This window comes from Arcobacter roscoffensis, assembly GCF_024267655.1.
GTDB lineage: Bacteria > Campylobacterota > Campylobacteria > Campylobacterales > Arcobacteraceae > Arcobacter_B > Arcobacter_B roscoffensis.
Map to the genome: position 1 here is coordinate 1,681,603 of NZ_CP100595.1, position 19,511 is coordinate 1,701,113.

Consider the following 19,511-nt stretch of genomic DNA (forward strand, 5'->3'; position numbering starts at 1 on the left):
CTAGAAAAGCGAAGCTTGCTTTTCTAGTTTTTGTAAAGCTTTTGAAATATCATCATATTTAAAACCAATTATGTATGCAGCATTAAAACTGTTTTCCTTAAGTGCTTTTTTTAATTCATCCATAGTTTTAACAATAGTTTGCTTTGAACCTAAATTAGAATTATATTTAGACGTTAAGTATAAAGTCTTTGCATATGTAAATCTATTTTTTAAATAATTTATTTCATTTTTTACAAGAGAATTATCATTTTGAGTAATAATAAACTTATCACTTTTCCCAAACTCAATTATTTCCAAAGACTTATCTAAAAAAAGTGGTTTAAAATATTTGAATGTCTTTAATTTACTTAAATCAAGCTCTAAATCCAAGAAGTCATAAACACTTAAAAAATCAGTTATATAAATCTTTGATAATCTAAGTTTTGAGAAATAAATATTTTTATACGTAAATGAAACTTCAAATAATGAGTGTTCTACTAAGTTTTCATAACTTAAGTTATTTTTGTTGAATAAGTTAACATTTGGATAAATTTTTTCTAATAATTCTTTGTCTTTTGATATTAATATATCATTATCTTGAATATCATCAATATTTTTAATAAAATCATTTAAATCATTAGATAAAAACTTTAGATTTTTTGAAGAACTATTTGAATACAACTTCAATAAACCATATGTAGCACTATTGCAAATATATGCTTGTAATGAATAATTAGCTAACTTAAATCTTATAAGTTGAATGAGAGATAAATCAATGTCAAGAACTTTTATCCAAGCAATTTCTTTATCGATAATTGGATGAACTTCTTGAGTTACAATAGCAAAAGCTCCATTTTCAACAGCTAAAGGTATATCATTTATAGTTTTAGCTATAAATAAATCTCCTTCATTAACTTTTGTAGGATCTGTTTTAAATGAATAAATAAATGAGATTGACGGAGAGTTTAAAAGTCTTCCGTCAATTATATCTATTAATGATGATATTTGCACTAGCTTATTTTTGTTCCTGATTTTTTAGGAGCTTCTGGTCTTATTAAAGATAAACCATTCTCATCTTTAGCAGCCATTAACATACCCTCAGAAAGCATACCCATTAATTTTGCTGGTTTTAAGTTAGCAACTACACAAGCTTGAGTACCTACTAATTCTTCTGCTGAATAAAACTCTTTAATTCCTGCTAAAATTTGTCTATTTTTTTCTTCACCTACATCAACTTGTAGTTTTAAAAGTTTTTTAGACTTTGGAACTTCTTGGGCTTCTACAATAGTTCCGATTTTTAAAGTTGTTTCAAAGAACTTATCAATTGTAATTAAATTATCAGGTTCTTCAGTTTTCTCTTCTTTTTTAGATTCAGATTTTTTTTCAACTTCATTTTTAGAAACTTCAGCTGGTTTCGCTTGTTCTAATAAAATCTCTTCAATTCTTGGGAATAGTTGAGATACCTTTGTAATAACTGTATCATCAAGTAATTCTTTATTTTTGATAAGTTTAATATAGTTTTGCGTAGAAATTTCTACACCTAAAGAGTCTGCAATTTTAGCAATTTTTTCTGGCATTACAGAGTCTAAAAGTAGGGCAACTCTAGCCATGATATTAGTAATTAATGCTACTAATGCCATTGCTTCATCTTCCTTACCTTCTTTCATTTTAGCCCAAGGCTCGTAGTCACCAATCGCTTTATTTGCAATTGTTAATACTTTCCAAATGTCTTCTAAGTATCTATTGATTTGCATATTATATAAATACTCTTCAATATTTTCTAAAATTGCTTCAACTTCTTCTATCTCTTTTTTATGGAATTTTTCTACATCTTTTGATGTAATTTTAAAATCAAAATATTTTCCAGACATTCCAGATATTCTATTTAAAAGATTTCCTAAATCATTTCCTAAATCAGAATTTATTCTATCCATTAAAGCTTTTTGTGAAAAGTCTCCATCTTGACCAAATGGTACTTCTCTTAACATAAAGTATCTAAATGCATCTAAACCATATGCATCTGCTACTTCTTTAGGATTAACAACATTACCTTTAGATTTAGACATTTTTTCACCATCTCTTGTCCACCAACCATGGGCTGCAATATGCTTAGGTAATGGTAAATCTAAAGACATTAAAAATGCTGGCCAGTAAATTGAGTGGAATCTTAAAATATCTTTTCCTACTAAATGAGTACTTGCTGGCCAATGATTCATGTTCTTTTCATCTCCGCCATAACCTAATGCAGTAATATAGTTCATTAAAGCATCTAACCAAACATACATTACATGTCTTGGTTCGTTCATAGACTCAGGTAGTTTTACTCCCCAGTCAAACGAAGTTCTAGAAATAGATAAATCTTTTAATCCACCTTTAACAAAATTCATAATTTCATTTTTCTTACTTCTTGGTAAAATACAATCTTCATTTTGTTCATACCATTCTATTAGTTTATCTTCATACTTAGATAATTTAAAGAAATAGCTCTCTTCTTTTACAATTGATGTAGGTCTTCCACAGTCTGGACAAAATTGCTCATCTACTAACTGTTTTTCAGTAAAGAATGTCTCACATGATACACAGTAAAAACCTTCGTATTCACCTTTGTAAATATCACCTTTATTGTACATTGTTTCAAATGCTTTTTGAACACCTATTTTATGTTCATCATCAGTTGTTCTAATGAATTTGTCATAAGTGATATCAAAATCATCCCATAATGTTTTAAATTTACCAGAAACTTCATCAGCATACTCTTGAGGAGATCTACCTCTTTGCTCAGCACTTTGAGCGATTTTTTGACCATGCTCATCTGTTCCTGTTAGAAAATAAGTATTTGCACCTGTTAATCTTGAATATCTAGCTAGCATGTCAGCAATAATTGTTGTATATGCATGACCTATGTGTGCCACATCATTTACATAATAAATTGGTGTTGTTATATATACATTTTTACAAGATTCTTCCATTCTTTACCTCTTTTATAGTTTATAATAATTTTAAAATTCAAATCCACCGCCAGAGCCCTTATTCATTGACTCATAAACAGTAATTACATATCTTTTTCTAAGTTCACAATCAAAAAATTGATCACATGGTGTACAAGATTTTAAGCTTTTAGACTCTTGGCAAGTTTTAAGCTCTTGAAGTTTTTGATCAAGCTTTATTTGCCACTCGTCAATAACAATCTCATTTTGATTATCCATTGTTTTTATATACTTCTAATACTCTATTTATCTCTGTCTTAGATCCGAAGAAACATGGTGTTGTATCATGAATATGTGTTGTTTCAACTTCTAATGCTCTTTTAAATCCATCAACTGCACCACCATTTGCTTTTTCATAAGTGTAAGCAAATGGGAAAACTTCGAATAATTGTCTTAATTTACCTTTTGGTCTATCAGTAGTTCCAGGATAAGAGAATAATCCTCCACCTTTTAATAGAATTTGATGTAAATCAGGAACCATTCCACCTGAATATCTTAATCTATATCCATCTTGGAAAATATCATCAATCATCTGCTTATGGTAAGGTGCCCAACAGTTTTGAGTAGATCCAGGGGCATTTAACTTACCTTTTTCATTTAAAACTATATTTTGAATAAATTCAAACTTACCTTTTAACAATCTATACATTTTTACATCATCAGTCGCAACTACCATTTCAACTCTTGGACCAAATACCACATATATAGATGCTACAATATTTTGTGCATTGAACTCATTTTTATAAATACCATAAATCGAACCAACAGATAAATTAACATCAACCAAAGATGAACCATCTAATGGATCATAAGCGATTAAATATTCACCATCTTCATTTAAATCTACAATCTCTTCCTGCTCTTCTGAAACAATAGCTTTAATACTTGGAATTTGTTTGAAAATATTTTCAATTATAACATCACTTGCGATATCGAGTTTTAATTGTGTATCACCTGTTGAATTTTCTTGTTCACTTTTACCTGTATCACCTGTTTCAATAAGGTCTTTGATTTTTATACTTGCTTCTTCAATTGCTTTAATTATATCTTGCATTATTACACTCTTTTTGCGTTTTTATCAATCCACGAAATTATCTCTTCTGGATTGTTTAAATCTAATTTATAAATATTAGTAGGGATTTTATCTTTATCAATAGTATCATCACAAGCTATTGCATCTGTACAAGGGAAATAAGATTCTTCTAATTTATTTCTGAAAATAGATATTCTTGGAAGTTCTAGTGTTTTTAAGCCTTCCACAAACAAATAGTCAAATTCATCAAACAAACTAATTATTTCATCAACAGAAGATGTCTGTTTTTTAAATACTGTAGTTCTATTGGGACTTACAACTGCAACATTTGCACCTGTTTGACTAAATTTGTATGAATCTTTTCCTTCAATATCAAAAGTAGCTTTATCCTTTGGATCATGTTTTATAATACAAACTTTAAAGCCTTTAGCCTGAAGGGCTTCTGATAGCTTAACAATAACAGTAGTTTTTCCACTATTTGATGGGCCAGATAAAGCCACCACTAATCTTTTATTATTCATAGTGGGGATTTTATCTAAATTGTAGTTAAAGTATATTTAGATTAGATCATTTTTCATTTAAGGCGTAGTTATTAATAATGAGTTGAGCTAAACCATCTATTTTTCCTAGATGTGGTAAGACTTCAATATTTGCATTTTTATATAACTCTTTGATTTTATCAATCTCATTTGGAATATCAACTTTTACATGTTTTCCTTTTGCTAAAAAATAGGGTAGTATCTTAATTTTTCCACTTGGATTATTTTTAATACAAGAGTCTAATGATTCAAAAATACTAGGCTCGGCTAATTCTAAATAAGCATATTTTACATCAAAACTATCATCACTTAAATCTTTAATACTTTTTGCAAATTTTATAATTTCTTCATTTGATTCTTTAAGTCTGCTTCCATGAGCAATAACTAATAATGTATTCATATTTTTCCTTTTTGAAATAATACAATATTTTTTTGAAGATTTATATATAAAATATGTTAGTTAATTTCTATTTTAGATATTTAAAGTAAAATTACTTTTCATATAAACTTGGAGAAAACATGTATAAATCTATACTTTTAGCAGCGGTATCAACAATATTTGTTGGTTGTTCTTCTACTAGTGCTTTAGCATACTTTAAAGCTGATGAACAAAAAGCCAGAGCTGTACAACATACAAAAAAAGCCGATATTATAAAAAATGATGAACAAAAAGTACTATTTTGGGCTACATATTTAAATAATATAAAAAAACTTGAAAATGAAACATTTATAATCACAACTTATTTTATAGATGAAAAAAATCAGGACTTTGAAGCATATAATTATGACTTAAAATTAAATGAAAAGTTTAAAGCTGTAAGTTTTGAGGAAATAAAAGAAAATAGTAAATATAGCTCAATTTTAGAAAGTAGAGCTTGGGGAAAACATTATCTAGTTAAGTTTGAAACTTTAAAAAAAGAAACAAACCTAACTTTAGAGCTTTCTGATAGTGCCACTAAGGCGCAGTTAAAGTTTGAAAAATAGAAGATAAACTCTTCTTATTTTTCTTATTTAAATAGTTATTGTAAATATAATAGTTTGCAAGAACTTTTTTCCCATATCTTCTAGTTTCATTATAAGAAATTAGTTCTATACTTAAAAATGGTTCATACTTTTTATTTATTTTACTAAATAAACCTCTTCTAAATTGTTTTCTAGTATATCCAGGGCCTCCATTATAAGCATAAGCTATAAATAATGGATTATTATCAAATTGTCTTTTTAAAGTCTCCAAATGCTTATTTGCAAACTTTATATTTATAGAAGGAACAAACTGCTCATAAATATTATAAGGTATATCAAGCTGTTTAGCTAAAGCTTTTGATAAAAATGGCATTATTTGCATCATTCCTTGTGCAGTTGCAAAAGAAATAGAAGAGGGTATAAATCTACTCTCTTGTCTTCCTAAAGCATAAATATATACTTGATTTTCTAAACTATATTTTTTTACTTCATCCATATACGGTGTAATAAAATATTGTTCTTTATAGTTAGCATACTTTTCAAGCAAATATGCCATATGAGGTTTAGTATCTTCATTTGTGAATATCTCGTTTTGATACTTTAAAAGTTTTTCTTTATCTAAACCTTTTTTTATATCATCTAAAACGTTTATCCAATCAAATTGATTGCTAATATCAAAAGATGTTTCTTTATTAACTACTTCTAGGTCATAAAAAACATTATCGATTTTTTTATCTAAAAGTTCTTTTGCATATAATGAATAAATATTCACATCCCAACTATTACTTAATTGTTCTAAAATTTCTTTATTTTTAGTAACTAAATACTCCCAAAAAAGTACTTTATCTTTATCCATTCTAAAATATGCTTTTTTAGAAGCTTTTGAAAGATAACTTAAAGCTATATCTTCTTTTTTATGAGCTAAAGCATTCATTGATAAAAAGAAAAGTGTTTGATGACTTAAAAGTTTGTTGTCTTCAACTTCAAATAGTGATTTTTGAATATATTTATATTTAGGATTAGGAACAGTGTATCTAATAAATTTGTTAAAATCTTTCTCCAGTGATAGCTTATGAATAAACTCTTTTGGCATTGGATGATTTAACTCTTTTAGTCTATACTCTTCACCCACATCAAAAAAGATTCGATAATATCTATGTGGATATGTTTTTAAAATCTCTAAAAAAGGTTGATTTGCAGCTATTATTTCTAAATCATTCATCAAAGTAGGGTATTTTGAAACTCTTCTTACAGCTTCTTTTACATAAGATGTTGGAAGTTTAGTTGCTTCTTTTAAAGTAAGTCCTAAAGCTAAACACCTATCTTCTTCTAAAAAAAGTTCTTTACTTGTTGCTCTATAACATTTTAAATCTTCTATAGGAATTTTATCACTATATTTTTTATATGCTTTATTTACTCTACTTGATTTTCTTTTTGCTAAGTCATAAGCCTTTTTAGCTTCTTCATCTGAAATATTATTTTGATTTAAATATTGAATTATAAAAAAATCTCTGGCATAAGACTCAGGCTTTTCCTCAAGCCAAGAAAGAGTAGGTTTAAAATCTTTTTTTAGAAATGTTGTTTCATTAGCAGTTAATGAAGCAGAAGTAAGTGTGAAAAAACAAATTAGTGAAGTTGCTAGCCTTTTCATAATTAAAAGGCTAGACTTTTTAGGAATGTTTCTAAGAAAATTAAAGCAAATATTAAAATTATAGGTGCTAAATCCATTCCTCCAAAAACTGTAGGAATATATTTTCTCACAAGTGCATAAGCAGGTTCTGTTAATCTATATAACATTTGAACTACTGGATTATAAGGGTCTGGTTTAACCCATGATAAAATAGCTGAAATAATAATTACCCATTTGTATAAAAAAATAATCCCTAAAACAACTGTAAAAATTGAAGCTAAAAGTGCATCTATCATTTTGCAATTTCTCCTATATAGTTTTTAATTAAAGGATAAATATTCTCTAATTTAGAATAATCATCTTGAGCTGTTAAAATAAAACTTAAAGGCTTCTGTAAAGACTCATCTTTAAAACCTGTTTTTTCTGATACATATTTTACTAAATCTTCAAAGTTTTCAAAGAAAGGTGCGTCTTGTACACAAAGTTTGATTTCAACAAACTCTTTTTCATAACCTTCATAAGTTACTTTTTGAGCAAAAACAGTATCAAGTTTTGTTTTTACTTCTTTTATAGTAGAAAAGTCTTCTAAAAATATTTTTCCAAGTTTCCCTAAATCAGTATCAGCATAACCTAAAATCTTAGATAATCTCATATCATCTAAAGCAGCTAAGTGCTTTTTATTTATTTGTTTTAATTTATCCATATCAAAAGATAAAGTTTCTTTTGAAATTTTTGTAATATCTAACCACTCAATTGCTTCTTCTAATGAGAAAATCTCTTTTGGTGTTTTATTTCCTAAAAGTACTATATAGTTTGCAATAGCACTAGGAAGAAAACCTTCCTCAATTAAAGATTTAACTGATATTTCATCTGCATTATCAATAGTAGTTAAATGAACATAATCTATCTTTTTATCATAAGATAGAGATTTCCTTACATGAATTTGATTAGCAGTAGAATCTAAATGCTTTTCGTCTCTAATAACAGTTGAAATATCCATAATCATATCATCAACTGCACAAGCATAATCATATGTTGGTGTTTTATCATGATTTAAAATAATAAAAGAGTTCATCTCCAAAGGTTTAATTTTAAAATCACCTTGTAATAAATCAGTAAATCTAATACTTGCATTTGCTTCTTTAATTCTTACAGTAAAAGGTGCATTTGTATTTAAAACTGTTTCATCTGATAAAGTTTCACAGAACCCATCATATTTAAAAGGCTTTCCAGCTTTTTTAGCTTCTTCTTTTAACTCATCAAGCTTTACATCTCCACAAAAACAAGCAAAAGCTTTTTTTTGAGCCATAAGTTGCATTGCCATTTTTTGATGATATTTTAAAGAGTCACTTTGATGAGCAGCTCTTGAATAATCAATTGAGAAAAGACTTAAAAGCTCTAAAATTTCCTTGTCTTTTCCTTCAACTATCTTATCTTTTTCAATATCTTCAATTCTTACAGTTAAACCTTCATTCTTTTGTTTTGAAACAATATAATTATAAATAGCAACTCTTAAATCACTAATATTCATACTTCTTGTTGGGCTAGGTGCAAATCTTAACAAATCTATTTCCTTACTATTGCAAAAGTCAATTTATTAATCTCATCATGAGATTTGATATATTCATTTAAATCTTCAACTTTTAAGTTTTGAATCTTCTCTAACTCTTTTTTAGAATAATCAGTAGGTAAACCTCTATAATAAAGAGTAAAGGCTCTGTTTAATCTTTGAGCTAATGTCTCACTTCTTAAAGGCTCACTTCCAGTTAAAAAGTTTTTTGCAGCTTCTAATTCTTCAGCTGTAACACCTTTTTTAACAAAATCTTTTACAATAGAAGCTACTAATTCTTTTGCTTCATTTGCAGTTTCATTTTTAGTTTGTAAGTATCCTGTAAAGTAAGAGTGTGATTTATTAACTGAAATATACCCATAAGCACTATACGCTAATCCTCTTTTTACTCTAATTTCTTCCATAAGTCTTGAACCAAAACCAGAACCACCTAAAATAAATGATGCTACTTTTGCCATATAAGAGTCTTTGTCTTTTGTTTCAACATCATAAGAACTTCCAAAATAAATGTAAGCTTGTTGAGTATCTTTTAAAACTATTTCTTCTTTTTGTTTTGATTTGAATTTAATTTTATCAAGTGATGGTTTTTCACCTTTTTTAAGTGTTTTTAAAAGTGGTTTGATTAATTTTTTAAACTCTTCATAATCAAAATCTCCACCTGCAACAATAATTAATTTATTTAAAACCAAGGTTTCATTTAAAAACTCTTTAATATCATCTAGTTTAATTTTAGAAATAGAGTCAATAGTCCCAGAACTTGGGTTTTGTAGAGATGTATTTTCAAATAAAGTAGACTTTAAAAGATTTCTAGCTGTATAATCAAAATCATTCTCTTTTCTTTTTAATGCTCCAATTTGTATAGTTTTTAACTTATCTAAAACATTATCACTATAGTTTGGAGAACTTAAAAGTTGTGTCAATAAATCAATAGATTTATTACTTACATCTTTTATATTAGATAACTCAATTACAAATGTTTCAAAACCATTTGAAGTACTTAGTGAAATAGCATTTTCTTCTAGCTTTTGTGCAAACTTTGTAGAACCTAAGTCTTTTGTTCCTTCATTTAAAAGCTTTGAAGAAAGACTTACTAATCCATTTTTTTCTTTATCTTGAATATATCCTGAATCTTGAAAAACTAATTGTAAGTTTAGCGTTGGTAAACTTTTTTGTTCTTCAAAAATTACAGGTACTTTAATATCATCTATTTTTATATGCTTTATTACTGCACTCATTAAACTCCCTTGTATAATCATTGTTGCTAATAAAAGTTTTGAAAATTTCATTAGACTTAATACCTTTCAAGTATCTCATATGCAGTATTTCTTTTTGCTGGTTTTTCTTCAACATCTTTAATCAATCTAATCATCTCATCTTGATTCATTCTGTTTGCTGCCCCAGCTGCTTTTACTACATTTTCTTCCATCATTGTACTACCTAGGTCATTAGCTCCAAATCTTAAAGCCATTTGTCCTATATATGACCCTTGCGTAACCCAAGAACTTTGCATATTTCTAAAATTATCTAAATAAAGTCTTGAAACTGCTAATAATCTTAAATATCTATTAGATGATTGAGGTTTTATATCTGGTTGCTCTTTTGCAAGTTGTGTATTTTGACCTTGGAAAGACCACATAATAAAGGCTCTAAATCCACCTGTTTCATCTTGTAGTTTTCTAAGCATTTCCCAGTGTTCTATAATCTCTTCATCTGTTTCAACTGTACCGAACATCATAGTAGCAGTTGTTTTCATACCAATTGAGTGAGCAAGTCTATGTATTTCTAACCACTCTTCTGAGTCCATTTTATTTGGTGCAATTATATCTCTTACTCTATCAGATAATATCTCAGCTCCAGCTCCTGGAATTGAACTTAAACCCTTAGCTTGTAATCTTTTTAAAACTTCAAGTTTTGATATTTTTGATACTCTTGCAATAAAATGAATTTCAATAGCTGAAAAACCATGAATAGTAATTTGAGGGTATTTTGTATGAATATGCTCAACTAACTCTTCATAATAATCAATCTTTAATTTTGGATGAACCCCACCTTGGAATAGGATTTGTGTTCCACCAATTTCAAGTAATTCATCAATTTTTTCATCAATTTCATCAAATTTTAATACATATGAATCATCATCTCTTCCATGTCTATAAAATGCACAGAATTTACAATCAACCCAACATACATTTGTATAGTTAATATTTCTATCAACTATAAATGTAGTTACTTTATTTGGGTGTAGTTGATCTTTTTTTAAAGACGCTAATTCACCTAACTCTAAAAGTGAAGCATTTTTAATTAAATCTAATGCTTCTTCATTTGATATTCTTCTATTTATAATATCTTTATCTATTTTGTTTTCAAATTTTTTAACCATTAAAAACTAGCTCCTAGTGAGAATTCAAATGATGAAGTCTCATCTCCTTCTTCATCATCAAGTGGTTGTGCAAAGATTAACTGTAAAGGTCCAACAGGTGAAATCCACTCAAGTAAGGCACCTGTACTTGATCTTTTTACATCAGTAAAATCATCAACACCAGTCATACCATAATCATAAAATACTCCCCATCTCATTTTTGCACTATCTGATAGTGGGAAGTTTAATTCTAAAGAGTTCGTCCATAATCTCTTATATGGTGTTTCCTTAATACCTTCATCATTATTTGGACCAAAAGCATAAGATTTGTAACCTCTAAGTGATCTTACACCACCCATATATAATGAATCACCTGGATTTAACTGACCTAAATCAGCTAATACTTTCATTTGTGTTTTAAATCTAAAAATCCAATCAAGTTCAGTCATATCTTCAATAGAGTGGAAATATTTAAATGAAGTAGTTGATTTTAAATATTCTGAATCTCCACCAACACCTGCAAACTCTAAAGATGAAGACATTTTATAACCTTCTCTTGGTACATAAAAATCATCTGTATTATCAAAGTTTAGATATGGAGTAATTGAACTTGTAATATACTCAGCATCTTGATAATACTTAGGATTATTATTTTTAAAAGTATCATCATATTGATAATCTTCTTCAATAGTATCAAGTCTGTATCTTAATCCAACATACATATCTCTTACAACTTCTTTTCCAACTGAAACAGAGAAACCTAAAGAGTTTTTATCTAAATCATAAGTATCTCTTGTGATTTCATCATCACTATTATGAATTTCAAATTCACCATTATATTCACTATCATTAATGGCTGGGTTTTTAACGTTAAACGAGAACTTACTTCTAGTTGCAGATAAATCAGCATTTACTCCAACACCAATCCCTGAACCAAAAATACTTGAGTCACTAACAGAAGCATTAATCATAAGTTTATCATATGAACCATATCCACCACCAACAATAAGTGAACCTGTAGAAGTTTCAACTACTTTAACAAGTAAATCTATTTTATCTTCTGATACTCTTTTCTCTTCGATTTTTACATCATCAAAACTTCTTGTTCTTCTAAGTTTTGAAATAGAGTCTTTTAAATCAGTTGCATTATATAAATCACCTGGTGCTAAATATACATTTCTTCTGATAACTCTATCTAAAGTTCTAGTATTTCCAGAAATTTTTACATCATTTATATAAACTTTATTTCCTGGAATCACATTAAATACTACATCAACTGTAGCGTCTTTTGTGTTTTCCTTAATATCGAACTTAACTTGTGCAAAAGCATAACCTTGATTTGCAACTTGTGTTTTTATAAAATCTTGGTCAGCTCTTAATTTTTTGATATTAAAAGTGTTTCCAACAATTAAATCTAAATTTTCTTGAAGATATTTAGGATCTACAATAGTAGAGTCTACATAGATTTTTATATCATTCGTAGTATATTTTTGTCCCTCTGTAATAAAGAAGTCAAGATTAGCTTGATTTGAAGCAAAATCAATATTTAAATATGGTTTTTTAACTTGTGCATCTAAATAACCATTTTCAAAATATAATTCATTTATTCTTCTAGAATCAAATTTAAGTTCATCAACTTTTACTTCACCACTATTTTGACCAAACCACCATGAAGCAAACTCTTTTTCATTATTTGCTGTTACATCTTCAAAGTCATCCCCATCAAGTTTGTCAGAACCATAATAGTTGGCTTTTTTAATGATAATCTCATCACCCTTATTTACATTATAAGTAACTTTTACAGAGTTTTCATTTAATTTTTCTGTATCTATCTCAACAACAGAGTTTATATACCCTTCGCTTTCTAGAAGATCAAGAATTACTTTCTTACCTTCTTCTAGTCTTTGCTTAGTATACATAACACCTTTTTTAACTTTCATGAAATCCTTCATGATTTCAATTTCGTCTTCTCTTGTTTTATAACCTTTAATTTCAACCTTTGCGATGGAAGGTTTTTCATTAAAGACTAATTCAACATTTCCGTTATTATTAAAGACAACTATATCATCAAAATAACCGAAGTCATAAAACTTTTTTATAGCATTATTTAACTTTTCATTATCAAGTTTGTCACCAGCTTTAAAACCTAAAGTTTCATTTACGATTTTAGGCGATATTTTATTCAAATTTTTATATTCAATAGATTTTATCGTGTTTGCACAAAGTGCTGTTGCACACGCTAAAGAAAATAGTACTGCTTTATTTTTCACGACTTTCCTTAATTTCTTAATAAGGCAATAATATAGCTAAATATAGATTATATGAATATTAAGATATAATCTCGAAATTATTATAAGAAAAGGTACAAATTTGAATATAGGAATTGTTGGTTTAGGACTAATGGGTGGTTCGTTTGCAAAGGCTGTAAAAAGATATGCAATAGCCACAAAGGTATACGGTTATGCAAGAAGTGAAAAATCTAAAAAAGAAATAGCAGAATTAAACCTTGTAGATGAGTTAGTAGATATAAAAACTCTAAAAGAAAAGTGTGATTTAATTGTTTTAGCCATTCCAGTTGATAATATAATCTCTATTATCCCAGAATTTTTAGATATTAAAGATACTACAACAATTATGGATTTGGGATCAACTAAAGATTTTATTGTTAAAAATATTCCAGAATCTATTAGACAAAATTTTATAGCAGCCCATCCAATGACAGGTACAGAAAAATCTGGACCAAAAGCTGCTATTGATGATTTATATGAAGGTAAGACTGTAGTTTTATGTAATCTTGAAGACAATGAAAACATACATGTAAATAGAGCCTTTAAAGTTTTTCAAGCAATTGGCATGAGAATTGTTGTTATGGATTCTGATGAACATGATATACATGCTTGTTATATGTCTCATTTACCACATGCTATTTCATATTCATTAGCAAATACAGTAATGGGACATGAAGATCCAAAATCTATTATAGCTCTTGCTGCTGGTGGATTTAAAGATATGAGTAGAATTGCAAAATCTAGTCCTGATATGTGGACTGATATTTTTAAACAAAATAGAGAAAATCTTTTAAAATCTATAGATTTATTTGAAGACCATATGAAAAAAGTAAGAACGATGGTTGAAGAAGAAGATTATGATGATTTAAAAGAGTGGATGAAAAAAGCAAATAGTTTACATGAGATACTTTAAAAGTATCTCATAATCTTTTACTAGTTTATACTATTTATAGCTTCTTGTACTTTTATTGCTTGATGATGTTCTTTTACATCATGACATCTAATAATAGAAGCGCCATTTTTTATAGATTCTAAATGAATAGCTAAAGTTCCCGGAAGTCTTTGCTCAATAGAAGAGGGTGTTATCATATCAATCATTGATTTTCTACTTGCACCTATTAAAAGTTCATATCCAAAATGTTTAAAATGTTCTAAATCATTTAACAAAGTTAAATTATGTTCTAAAGTTTTACCAAATCCAATACCTACATCTAAAACAATATCATTTATACCAAAAGATTTTGCTTTTTGTATTTGATTTTTAAAATACGCATCTAAATCTAATATAATATTTTCATACTCAGGATTTTCTTGCATTACTTTTGGGTCATTTTGCATATGCATTATTACAACTTGAGCATTATATGAAGCACTTATTTTACATACCTCATCATTTGCTAAACCTGTAATATCATTTACTATTTTAAAACCCTTATTTAATACATAATCAATAACTAAAGGCTCATAAGAATCAATTGAAAAATCTACCTTTTCATAATACTTATTTTCATAAATAGTATCTACAATATCTTTTAGTCTCTCAAGTTCTACTTTTGGCTCAACAGGAAGACTTCCAGGTCTTGAAGAAACTGCACCTATATCTATGATATTTGCTCCATCTTCAATCATTGATTCTATTTTTTGACTAGCTTGTTTTGAACAAAATCTACTATCTTTAAAAAAAGAGTCTTCATTTGCATTTAGAACTCCCATAATTTTAGTTTTATAATTATTCTCTTTTATATACTCTTTTAAACTCTTAGCTAAATCTTTTAAGCCAAAAGGCTGAGCTAATTCTTTTCTAGCTAAAAGTTCAAAGTGTTTTGTAGTACCAAGTAAAATACCATCAACATATTTTTCCTTTGCAGTTATCACACCAGTTGGAACTGCTAAATCAGCACCAATAGATAAAGCATCTTGTTTTAAAATATTAGCAGCACCCACATGCATTTGTTTTATATACAAAGTATGAAGTTTTGCTTTTTTAGAAAGTATATTTATACCACCTTTATCACAGTTTAATTGTGTAAAAAGTTTTTTTGCGTCATTTATTGATATCTTGTATGTTTGCATACAAATCCCTTTAAAAAGATTTTTTTTGTTTTGATAAAGATAAAAGTAGGGTAGTTAAAACATTTATAGGTCTAGCATTTAGCTCTATTAATTTTATTGATTTTGAAAATATATTTAATTGAGATTCATCTAATAACAAATTTTGATCTTTTACTTTAAGTAAAATTGACTCTATCAAATCTTTTGCTTCATTTTTAGATATTTTTTGATTTTGTTTTAAAAAGTTATATATATCTTTTAAATCTAGTTTTGCTATATCTAAAGATGATACCTCTTTAAAAGTAGATGTTTTTAAATATTTATAAGGCATCCTAGAATAAATTGTAGGTAGTATTGATGACTTTGAAGTTGTTATTAAAATAAAAACTACATTTTTAGGTGGTTCTTCCAAAACTTTTAATAAAGAGTTTTGTGCTTCATTTCTAAATGATGAACCACATAAAAATATATATTTTTTTTCATTTGAAGCTATATAGGCTTCTTTTATAGCAAGATTAGCTTGAGCAATTAAAAACTCATCTTTCTCCTCATTTTTTATAATCCTAACTAAGTGTTTTGGATAAAAAGGAATTAATTCACTTAATGTTGTTTCTAAATCATTTACAACAAGTATAGTCGAGTTTTCAATTATTTGCGTAATCATCTATTAATGCTCCACATTTATCTGAGCAAATAGTGCGGCACTAACTGTTTTATTATAAAGTCTAAACATTTGTAATAATTTCATATCTAAAGCTTCATCAGTACTTCTAAGGTTAAAAGCATCTTGTTTTTCTTCATCAAATAACCATAAAAAAGAGTTCTTTGAAACCTTTGGAATAATAGCTCTTGGATCTTGACTCTTTCCAATATACCAAAATACATATCCATTTGGAAATGAGATATTTAACATATCTTTTATATAAGCTATATCATCATCTGATTTTATATTATCTATATATTTGTAAAATGATTTAAAATCATAAAAAGGTAAAAATGGTCTATTTAGTTTAGGTGAGTTTATATGAGTTAAACTATACTCTAAAAACCATTCTCTCTCCTTATCCGTTAAGACAATAACTGAACATCCTTTTTCTAGAAGATTCACGATATTCTTAGATACTAAAGGTGTCCATTCATATTTTTTTTCTTCCAACCAAGGAGAGATAAGTCTATCTTCCCTGATTGAATCAACTGTCCAGTTTAAAAACTCTTGCACTGTTATTTATCCAGTTCGTATGCTTCATGTAAAGATCTAACAGCTAATTCTGCATATTTCTCTTCAATAATCATTGAGATTTTAATCTCAGAAGTTGAGATGATTCTTATATTGATGTTTTCGTTTGCTAATGTAGAGAATGCCTTAGATGCAACTCCTGTATGAGATTTCATACCAACACCTACAATTGAAACTTTACAAATAGCATCATTATAATCAATATTTTTTGCATCATTCTTAAACTTTTCCATTACTTTTTTACAAGCTTCAAAATCAGTAGTAGGAATAGTAAAATCTAAATCTGTTGAACCATCAACACCAACTGTTTGAACTATCATATCTACATTAATATTATTATCTGCAAGTGAAGTAAAAATAGATGCTGCAATTCCTGGTTTATCTGTTACACCATACATTCCTACTCTTATTTGGTTTTTGTCTAAAGCAATACCACTTACAACTGGTTTTTCCATAATATTCTCTTCCTTTGTTATTAATGTACCTTCAACTTCTGGTGTGAAGCTACTTCTTGATACTAAATTTACATTTAATTTTTTTGCCATCTCAACTGATCTGTTTTGTAAAACCTTTGCACCTAAAGATGCTAACTCTAACATTTCATCATATGAAATTTTATCAAGCTTTTTAGCTTTTGGTTCAATTCTAGGATCAGTAGTATAAATACCATCTACATCAGTATAAATCTCACATACATCAGCTTCAATAGCCCCTGCAATTGCAACAGCAGTTAAATCACTTCCACCTCTACCTAAAGTAGAAACTCTGTTTGTATCTTGTGCTACACCTTGGAAACCTGCAACAATAATTACATTACCTTCACTAATTGCATCTTTCATACCATCAGTATTTATTAATTCAATTCTAGCTTTAGTATGTGCATTATCTGTAACAATACCTGCTTGTCTACCACTCATAGAACAAGCCTTATACCCTTGTTCATTTAAAGCAATTGATAGTAATGCAGAGGTAACTCTTTCACCTGAACTTAAAAGCATATCCATTTCATCTGATTTTGGGTCATTTGAAAATGTATTAGCATACTCAATTAATTTGTTAGTCTCTCCACTCATTGCTGAAACAACAGCAATTACATCATGACCTTCATCTTTAATTTTTTTTATAATATTCGCAACGTTTTGAATTCTTTCAAGTGTTCCTACACTTGTTCCACCAAACTTAAGTACTTTTAACATCTAATTCATTATCCTTCTTAAATATAACCTTCGTTTCTAAAATATTTTAAAACCTGTTTATAAACAGTACGTTTAAAAAATGTTATATAATCGTATATATTTTTTGTTGGTACAAATTTATACTCACTAAACTCAGGTATTTCTGTGTTAATGTTTATTTTTGCACCTTTTTTTAGCTTTACTAAAAAATATTTTTGTATCTGACCATCATAAGGCTGCATTTTCTTTGCAATTGCAGGAGGAAACTCATAAGATACCCATTTTGGATACTCTGCAATAATCTCTACTTCTCTTGTGCCAATTTCTTCTTCTAGTTCTCTGTATAGAGCCTCTTTAGCACTCTCTCCATCATCTATTCCACCTTGAGGAAATTGCCATGCATTTTCCACATCAGTTCTTGAAGCAATAAAAATTTCACATGTATGAGGGTATTTTGCTGATAGTACAATTGCTGCTACGTTAGGTCTAAAGTTTTTGTTCTCATTATTTGTTTTTTTTTCGTTTTTATCAGTCATAAATATATTTTCCCTTATAATTAGCCCGATATTATATAATTACTAGGATTAAAAATTGCTTTTATACATACATATACCATTTTGTGATAGTAAGTGCTTCTATTGTGCTTTCAACTCCTATACAGATAGGTTTCATTTAAAACAGCAGTACATGCAGGCTTTAAAAAAACAATTAAAACATGAGTTACAAAATTATGTTGAGAAAAATAATAAAGAAATAGAAACTGTTTTCATTGGAGGAGGAACTCCATCAACAATAAAATTCCATGAGTACGAAGAGGTTTTTGAATTAATAAAACCTTACTTAAAAAAAGATGCTGAGATTACAACAGAAGCAAACCCAAACTCTGCTTCTTTTGATTGGCAAAAAGGTATGTTTGATTTAGGAGTTACTAGAATAAGTTTTGGTGTACAAAGTTTTCATCAAGATAAACTAAAATTCCTAGGTCGTTCGCATAACAGTAAAAGTGCTATAAAAGCTATACAAAATGCCAATTGTATAGGTTTTAATGGCATTAACTGCGATATAATATATGGTGTTCAAGGTGATACTTTATCTTCAATGAAAGAGGATTTTGATACTGCTTTTAGCTTACCTATTACACACTTAAGTGCTTACTCTTTAACTATAGAAGAAGGTACAAAATTCTTTGATAGAAGTAGTGTAAAAATTGATGATGAAGAGCTATCAAAAGAGATTTTTGATTATATTCATACTAAAGGTTTTACTCAATATGAAATCTCAAATTTTGCAAGAGCTAAAGAGTTTGAGTCAAAACATAATTATGGATACTGGGAACATAAAGAGTATTTAGGAATTGGTGCAGGTGCAGTTGGTTACTATGAAAATAATAGAAGATATCCAACAAAAAGTATAGAAGAGTATATAGAAAATCCTTTAAATATAGAACTTGAAGAGTTAAATTTAGAAGATATTAAAACAGAAAAGACACTTTTAGGTTTTAGATGTTCAAATGGAGTTGACTTATCAATTTTTAATGAAAAAGAACTTGAAAAGATAGAAGATTTAATAGAATATGAAAAAATAGAAAAAATTGATAATAGAATCTACAATAAAGAGTTTTTACTATCTGATGAGTTAGCTTTATATATTTTAGGCTAATAAAAACTCTTTTTACTATAATTACAGTTTTAAAGGATTT

20 protein-coding genes are annotated in these 19,511 nt (G+C 27.9%); 3 read left to right on the forward strand and 17 right to left on the reverse strand.

The features are described from left to right. From NJU99_RS07810 to NJU99_RS07835, 6 genes are read right to left on the reverse strand one after another with little or no spacing between them, the layout of a single operon-like run. Positions 1-990: a peptidoglycan synthetase gene (locus NJU99_RS07810; RefSeq protein ID WP_254575357.1), complete on the reverse strand. Its 990-nt coding sequence runs from the start codon at positions 988-990 to the stop codon at positions 1-3. Next, a complete protein-coding gene (metG, locus tag NJU99_RS07815; protein ID WP_254575358.1) occupies positions 990-2,948 on the reverse strand; it encodes a methionine--tRNA ligase in 1,959 nt (652 codons plus the stop codon). The genes NJU99_RS07810 and metG overlap by 1 nt, the downstream gene beginning before the upstream one ends. 30 nt (positions 2,949-2,978) lie before the next feature. Continuing rightward, entirely contained in the window at positions 2,979-3,185 is a 207-nt protein-coding gene (locus NJU99_RS07820; protein WP_254575359.1) for a hypothetical protein, read from the reverse strand. After that, a complete protein-coding gene (locus tag NJU99_RS07825) occupies positions 3,178-4,020 on the reverse strand; it encodes a class 1 fructose-bisphosphatase (RefSeq protein WP_254575360.1) in 843 nt (280 codons plus the stop codon). The genes NJU99_RS07820 and NJU99_RS07825 overlap by 8 nt, the downstream gene beginning before the upstream one ends. Before the next feature lie 2 nt (positions 4,021-4,022). Next, entirely contained in the window at positions 4,023-4,520 is a 498-nt protein-coding gene (mobB, locus tag NJU99_RS07830) for a molybdopterin-guanine dinucleotide biosynthesis protein B (protein WP_254575361.1), read from the reverse strand. A 46-nt stretch (positions 4,521-4,566) separates the two neighbouring features. Further along, a complete protein-coding gene (locus NJU99_RS07835) occupies positions 4,567-4,938 on the reverse strand; it encodes a sirohydrochlorin chelatase (protein ID WP_254575362.1) in 372 nt (123 codons plus the stop codon). A gap of 119 nt (positions 4,939-5,057) precedes the next feature. Here NJU99_RS07835 and NJU99_RS07840 point away from each other — a divergent pair, with 119 nt between their 5' ends. Continuing rightward, positions 5,058-5,522, forward strand: coding sequence for a hypothetical protein (locus tag NJU99_RS07840; RefSeq protein ID WP_254575363.1), 465 nt, complete (start codon positions 5,058-5,060; stop codon positions 5,520-5,522). Here the strand turns inward: NJU99_RS07840 and NJU99_RS07845 are convergent. The 6 genes from NJU99_RS07845 to bamA are packed head-to-tail and all read right to left on the reverse strand — an operon-like array spanning position 5,494 to position 13,330. Continuing rightward, positions 5,494-7,152, reverse strand: coding sequence for a lytic transglycosylase domain-containing protein (locus NJU99_RS07845; protein ID WP_254575364.1), 1,659 nt, complete (start codon positions 7,150-7,152; stop codon positions 5,494-5,496). The two genes, NJU99_RS07840 and NJU99_RS07845, sit on opposite strands and share 29 nt — an antisense overlap. A 2-nt stretch (positions 7,153-7,154) precedes the next feature. Continuing rightward, positions 7,155-7,427 (reverse strand): YggT family protein, encoded by a 273-nt coding sequence (locus tag NJU99_RS07850; RefSeq protein ID WP_254575365.1) that lies wholly within the window; start codon positions 7,425-7,427, stop codon positions 7,155-7,157. Then, on the reverse strand, positions 7,424-8,695 hold the full coding sequence (gene gltX, locus NJU99_RS07855; RefSeq protein WP_254575366.1) for a glutamate--tRNA ligase: 1,272 nt from the start codon (positions 8,693-8,695) through the stop codon (positions 7,424-7,426). Before gltX ends, NJU99_RS07850 begins: the two co-directional genes overlap by 4 nt. Positions 8,696-8,697: 2 nt before the next feature. After that, complete coding sequence (locus tag NJU99_RS07860; protein WP_254575367.1) at positions 8,698-9,987, reverse strand: M16 family metallopeptidase; 1,290 nt, start codon at positions 9,985-9,987, stop codon at positions 8,698-8,700. 5 nt (positions 9,988-9,992) lie between these two features. Further along, positions 9,993-11,081, reverse strand: a complete 1,089-nt coding sequence (locus tag NJU99_RS07865) for a dehypoxanthine futalosine cyclase (protein ID WP_254575368.1) — start codon at positions 11,079-11,081, stop codon at positions 9,993-9,995. Beyond that, on the reverse strand, positions 11,081-13,330 hold the full coding sequence (bamA, locus tag NJU99_RS07870; RefSeq protein WP_254575369.1) for an outer membrane protein assembly factor BamA: 2,250 nt from the start codon (positions 13,328-13,330) through the stop codon (positions 11,081-11,083). Before bamA ends, NJU99_RS07865 begins: the two co-directional genes overlap by 1 nt. A 100-nt stretch (positions 13,331-13,430) precedes the next feature. Between bamA and NJU99_RS07875 the strand changes: the two genes are divergently transcribed. After that, positions 13,431-14,261 (forward strand): prephenate dehydrogenase, encoded by an 831-nt coding sequence (locus NJU99_RS07875; RefSeq protein WP_254575370.1) that lies wholly within the window; start codon positions 13,431-13,433, stop codon positions 14,259-14,261. Positions 14,262-14,281: 20 nt separating this feature from the next. On the opposite strand, the gene folP is transcribed toward NJU99_RS07875, so the two are convergent. Genes folP through NJU99_RS07900 form a run of 5 tightly spaced genes read right to left on the reverse strand, consistent with a single transcriptional unit; the run spans position 14,282 to position 18,348 of the window. Beyond that, positions 14,282-15,421, reverse strand: coding sequence for a dihydropteroate synthase (gene folP / locus NJU99_RS07880; RefSeq protein ID WP_254575371.1), 1,140 nt, complete (start codon positions 15,419-15,421; stop codon positions 14,282-14,284). Positions 15,422-15,431: 10 nt separating this feature from the next. Next, positions 15,432-16,064, reverse strand: coding sequence for a DNA polymerase III subunit delta' (locus tag NJU99_RS07885; protein ID WP_254575372.1), 633 nt, complete (start codon positions 16,062-16,064; stop codon positions 15,432-15,434). Positions 16,065-16,067: 3 nt separating this feature from the next. Beyond that, positions 16,068-16,619: a HobA family DNA replication regulator gene (locus NJU99_RS07890; protein ID WP_254575373.1), complete on the reverse strand. Its 552-nt coding sequence runs from the start codon at positions 16,617-16,619 to the stop codon at positions 16,068-16,070. Positions 16,620-16,621: 2 nt separating this feature from the next. After that, entirely contained in the window at positions 16,622-17,833 is a 1,212-nt protein-coding gene (locus tag NJU99_RS07895; RefSeq protein ID WP_254575374.1) for an aspartate kinase, read from the reverse strand. Positions 17,834-17,850: 17 nt separating this feature from the next. Then, a complete protein-coding gene (locus tag NJU99_RS07900; RefSeq protein WP_254575375.1) occupies positions 17,851-18,348 on the reverse strand; it encodes an RNA pyrophosphohydrolase in 498 nt (165 codons plus the stop codon). A 55-nt stretch (positions 18,349-18,403) separates the two neighbouring features. On the opposite strand from NJU99_RS07900, the gene hemW reads away from it, so the two are divergent. After that, on the forward strand, positions 18,404-19,471 hold the full coding sequence (hemW, locus tag NJU99_RS07905; protein WP_254575376.1) for a radical SAM family heme chaperone HemW: 1,068 nt from the start codon (positions 18,404-18,406) through the stop codon (positions 19,469-19,471). Positions 19,472-19,511: the final 40 nt, after the last annotated feature.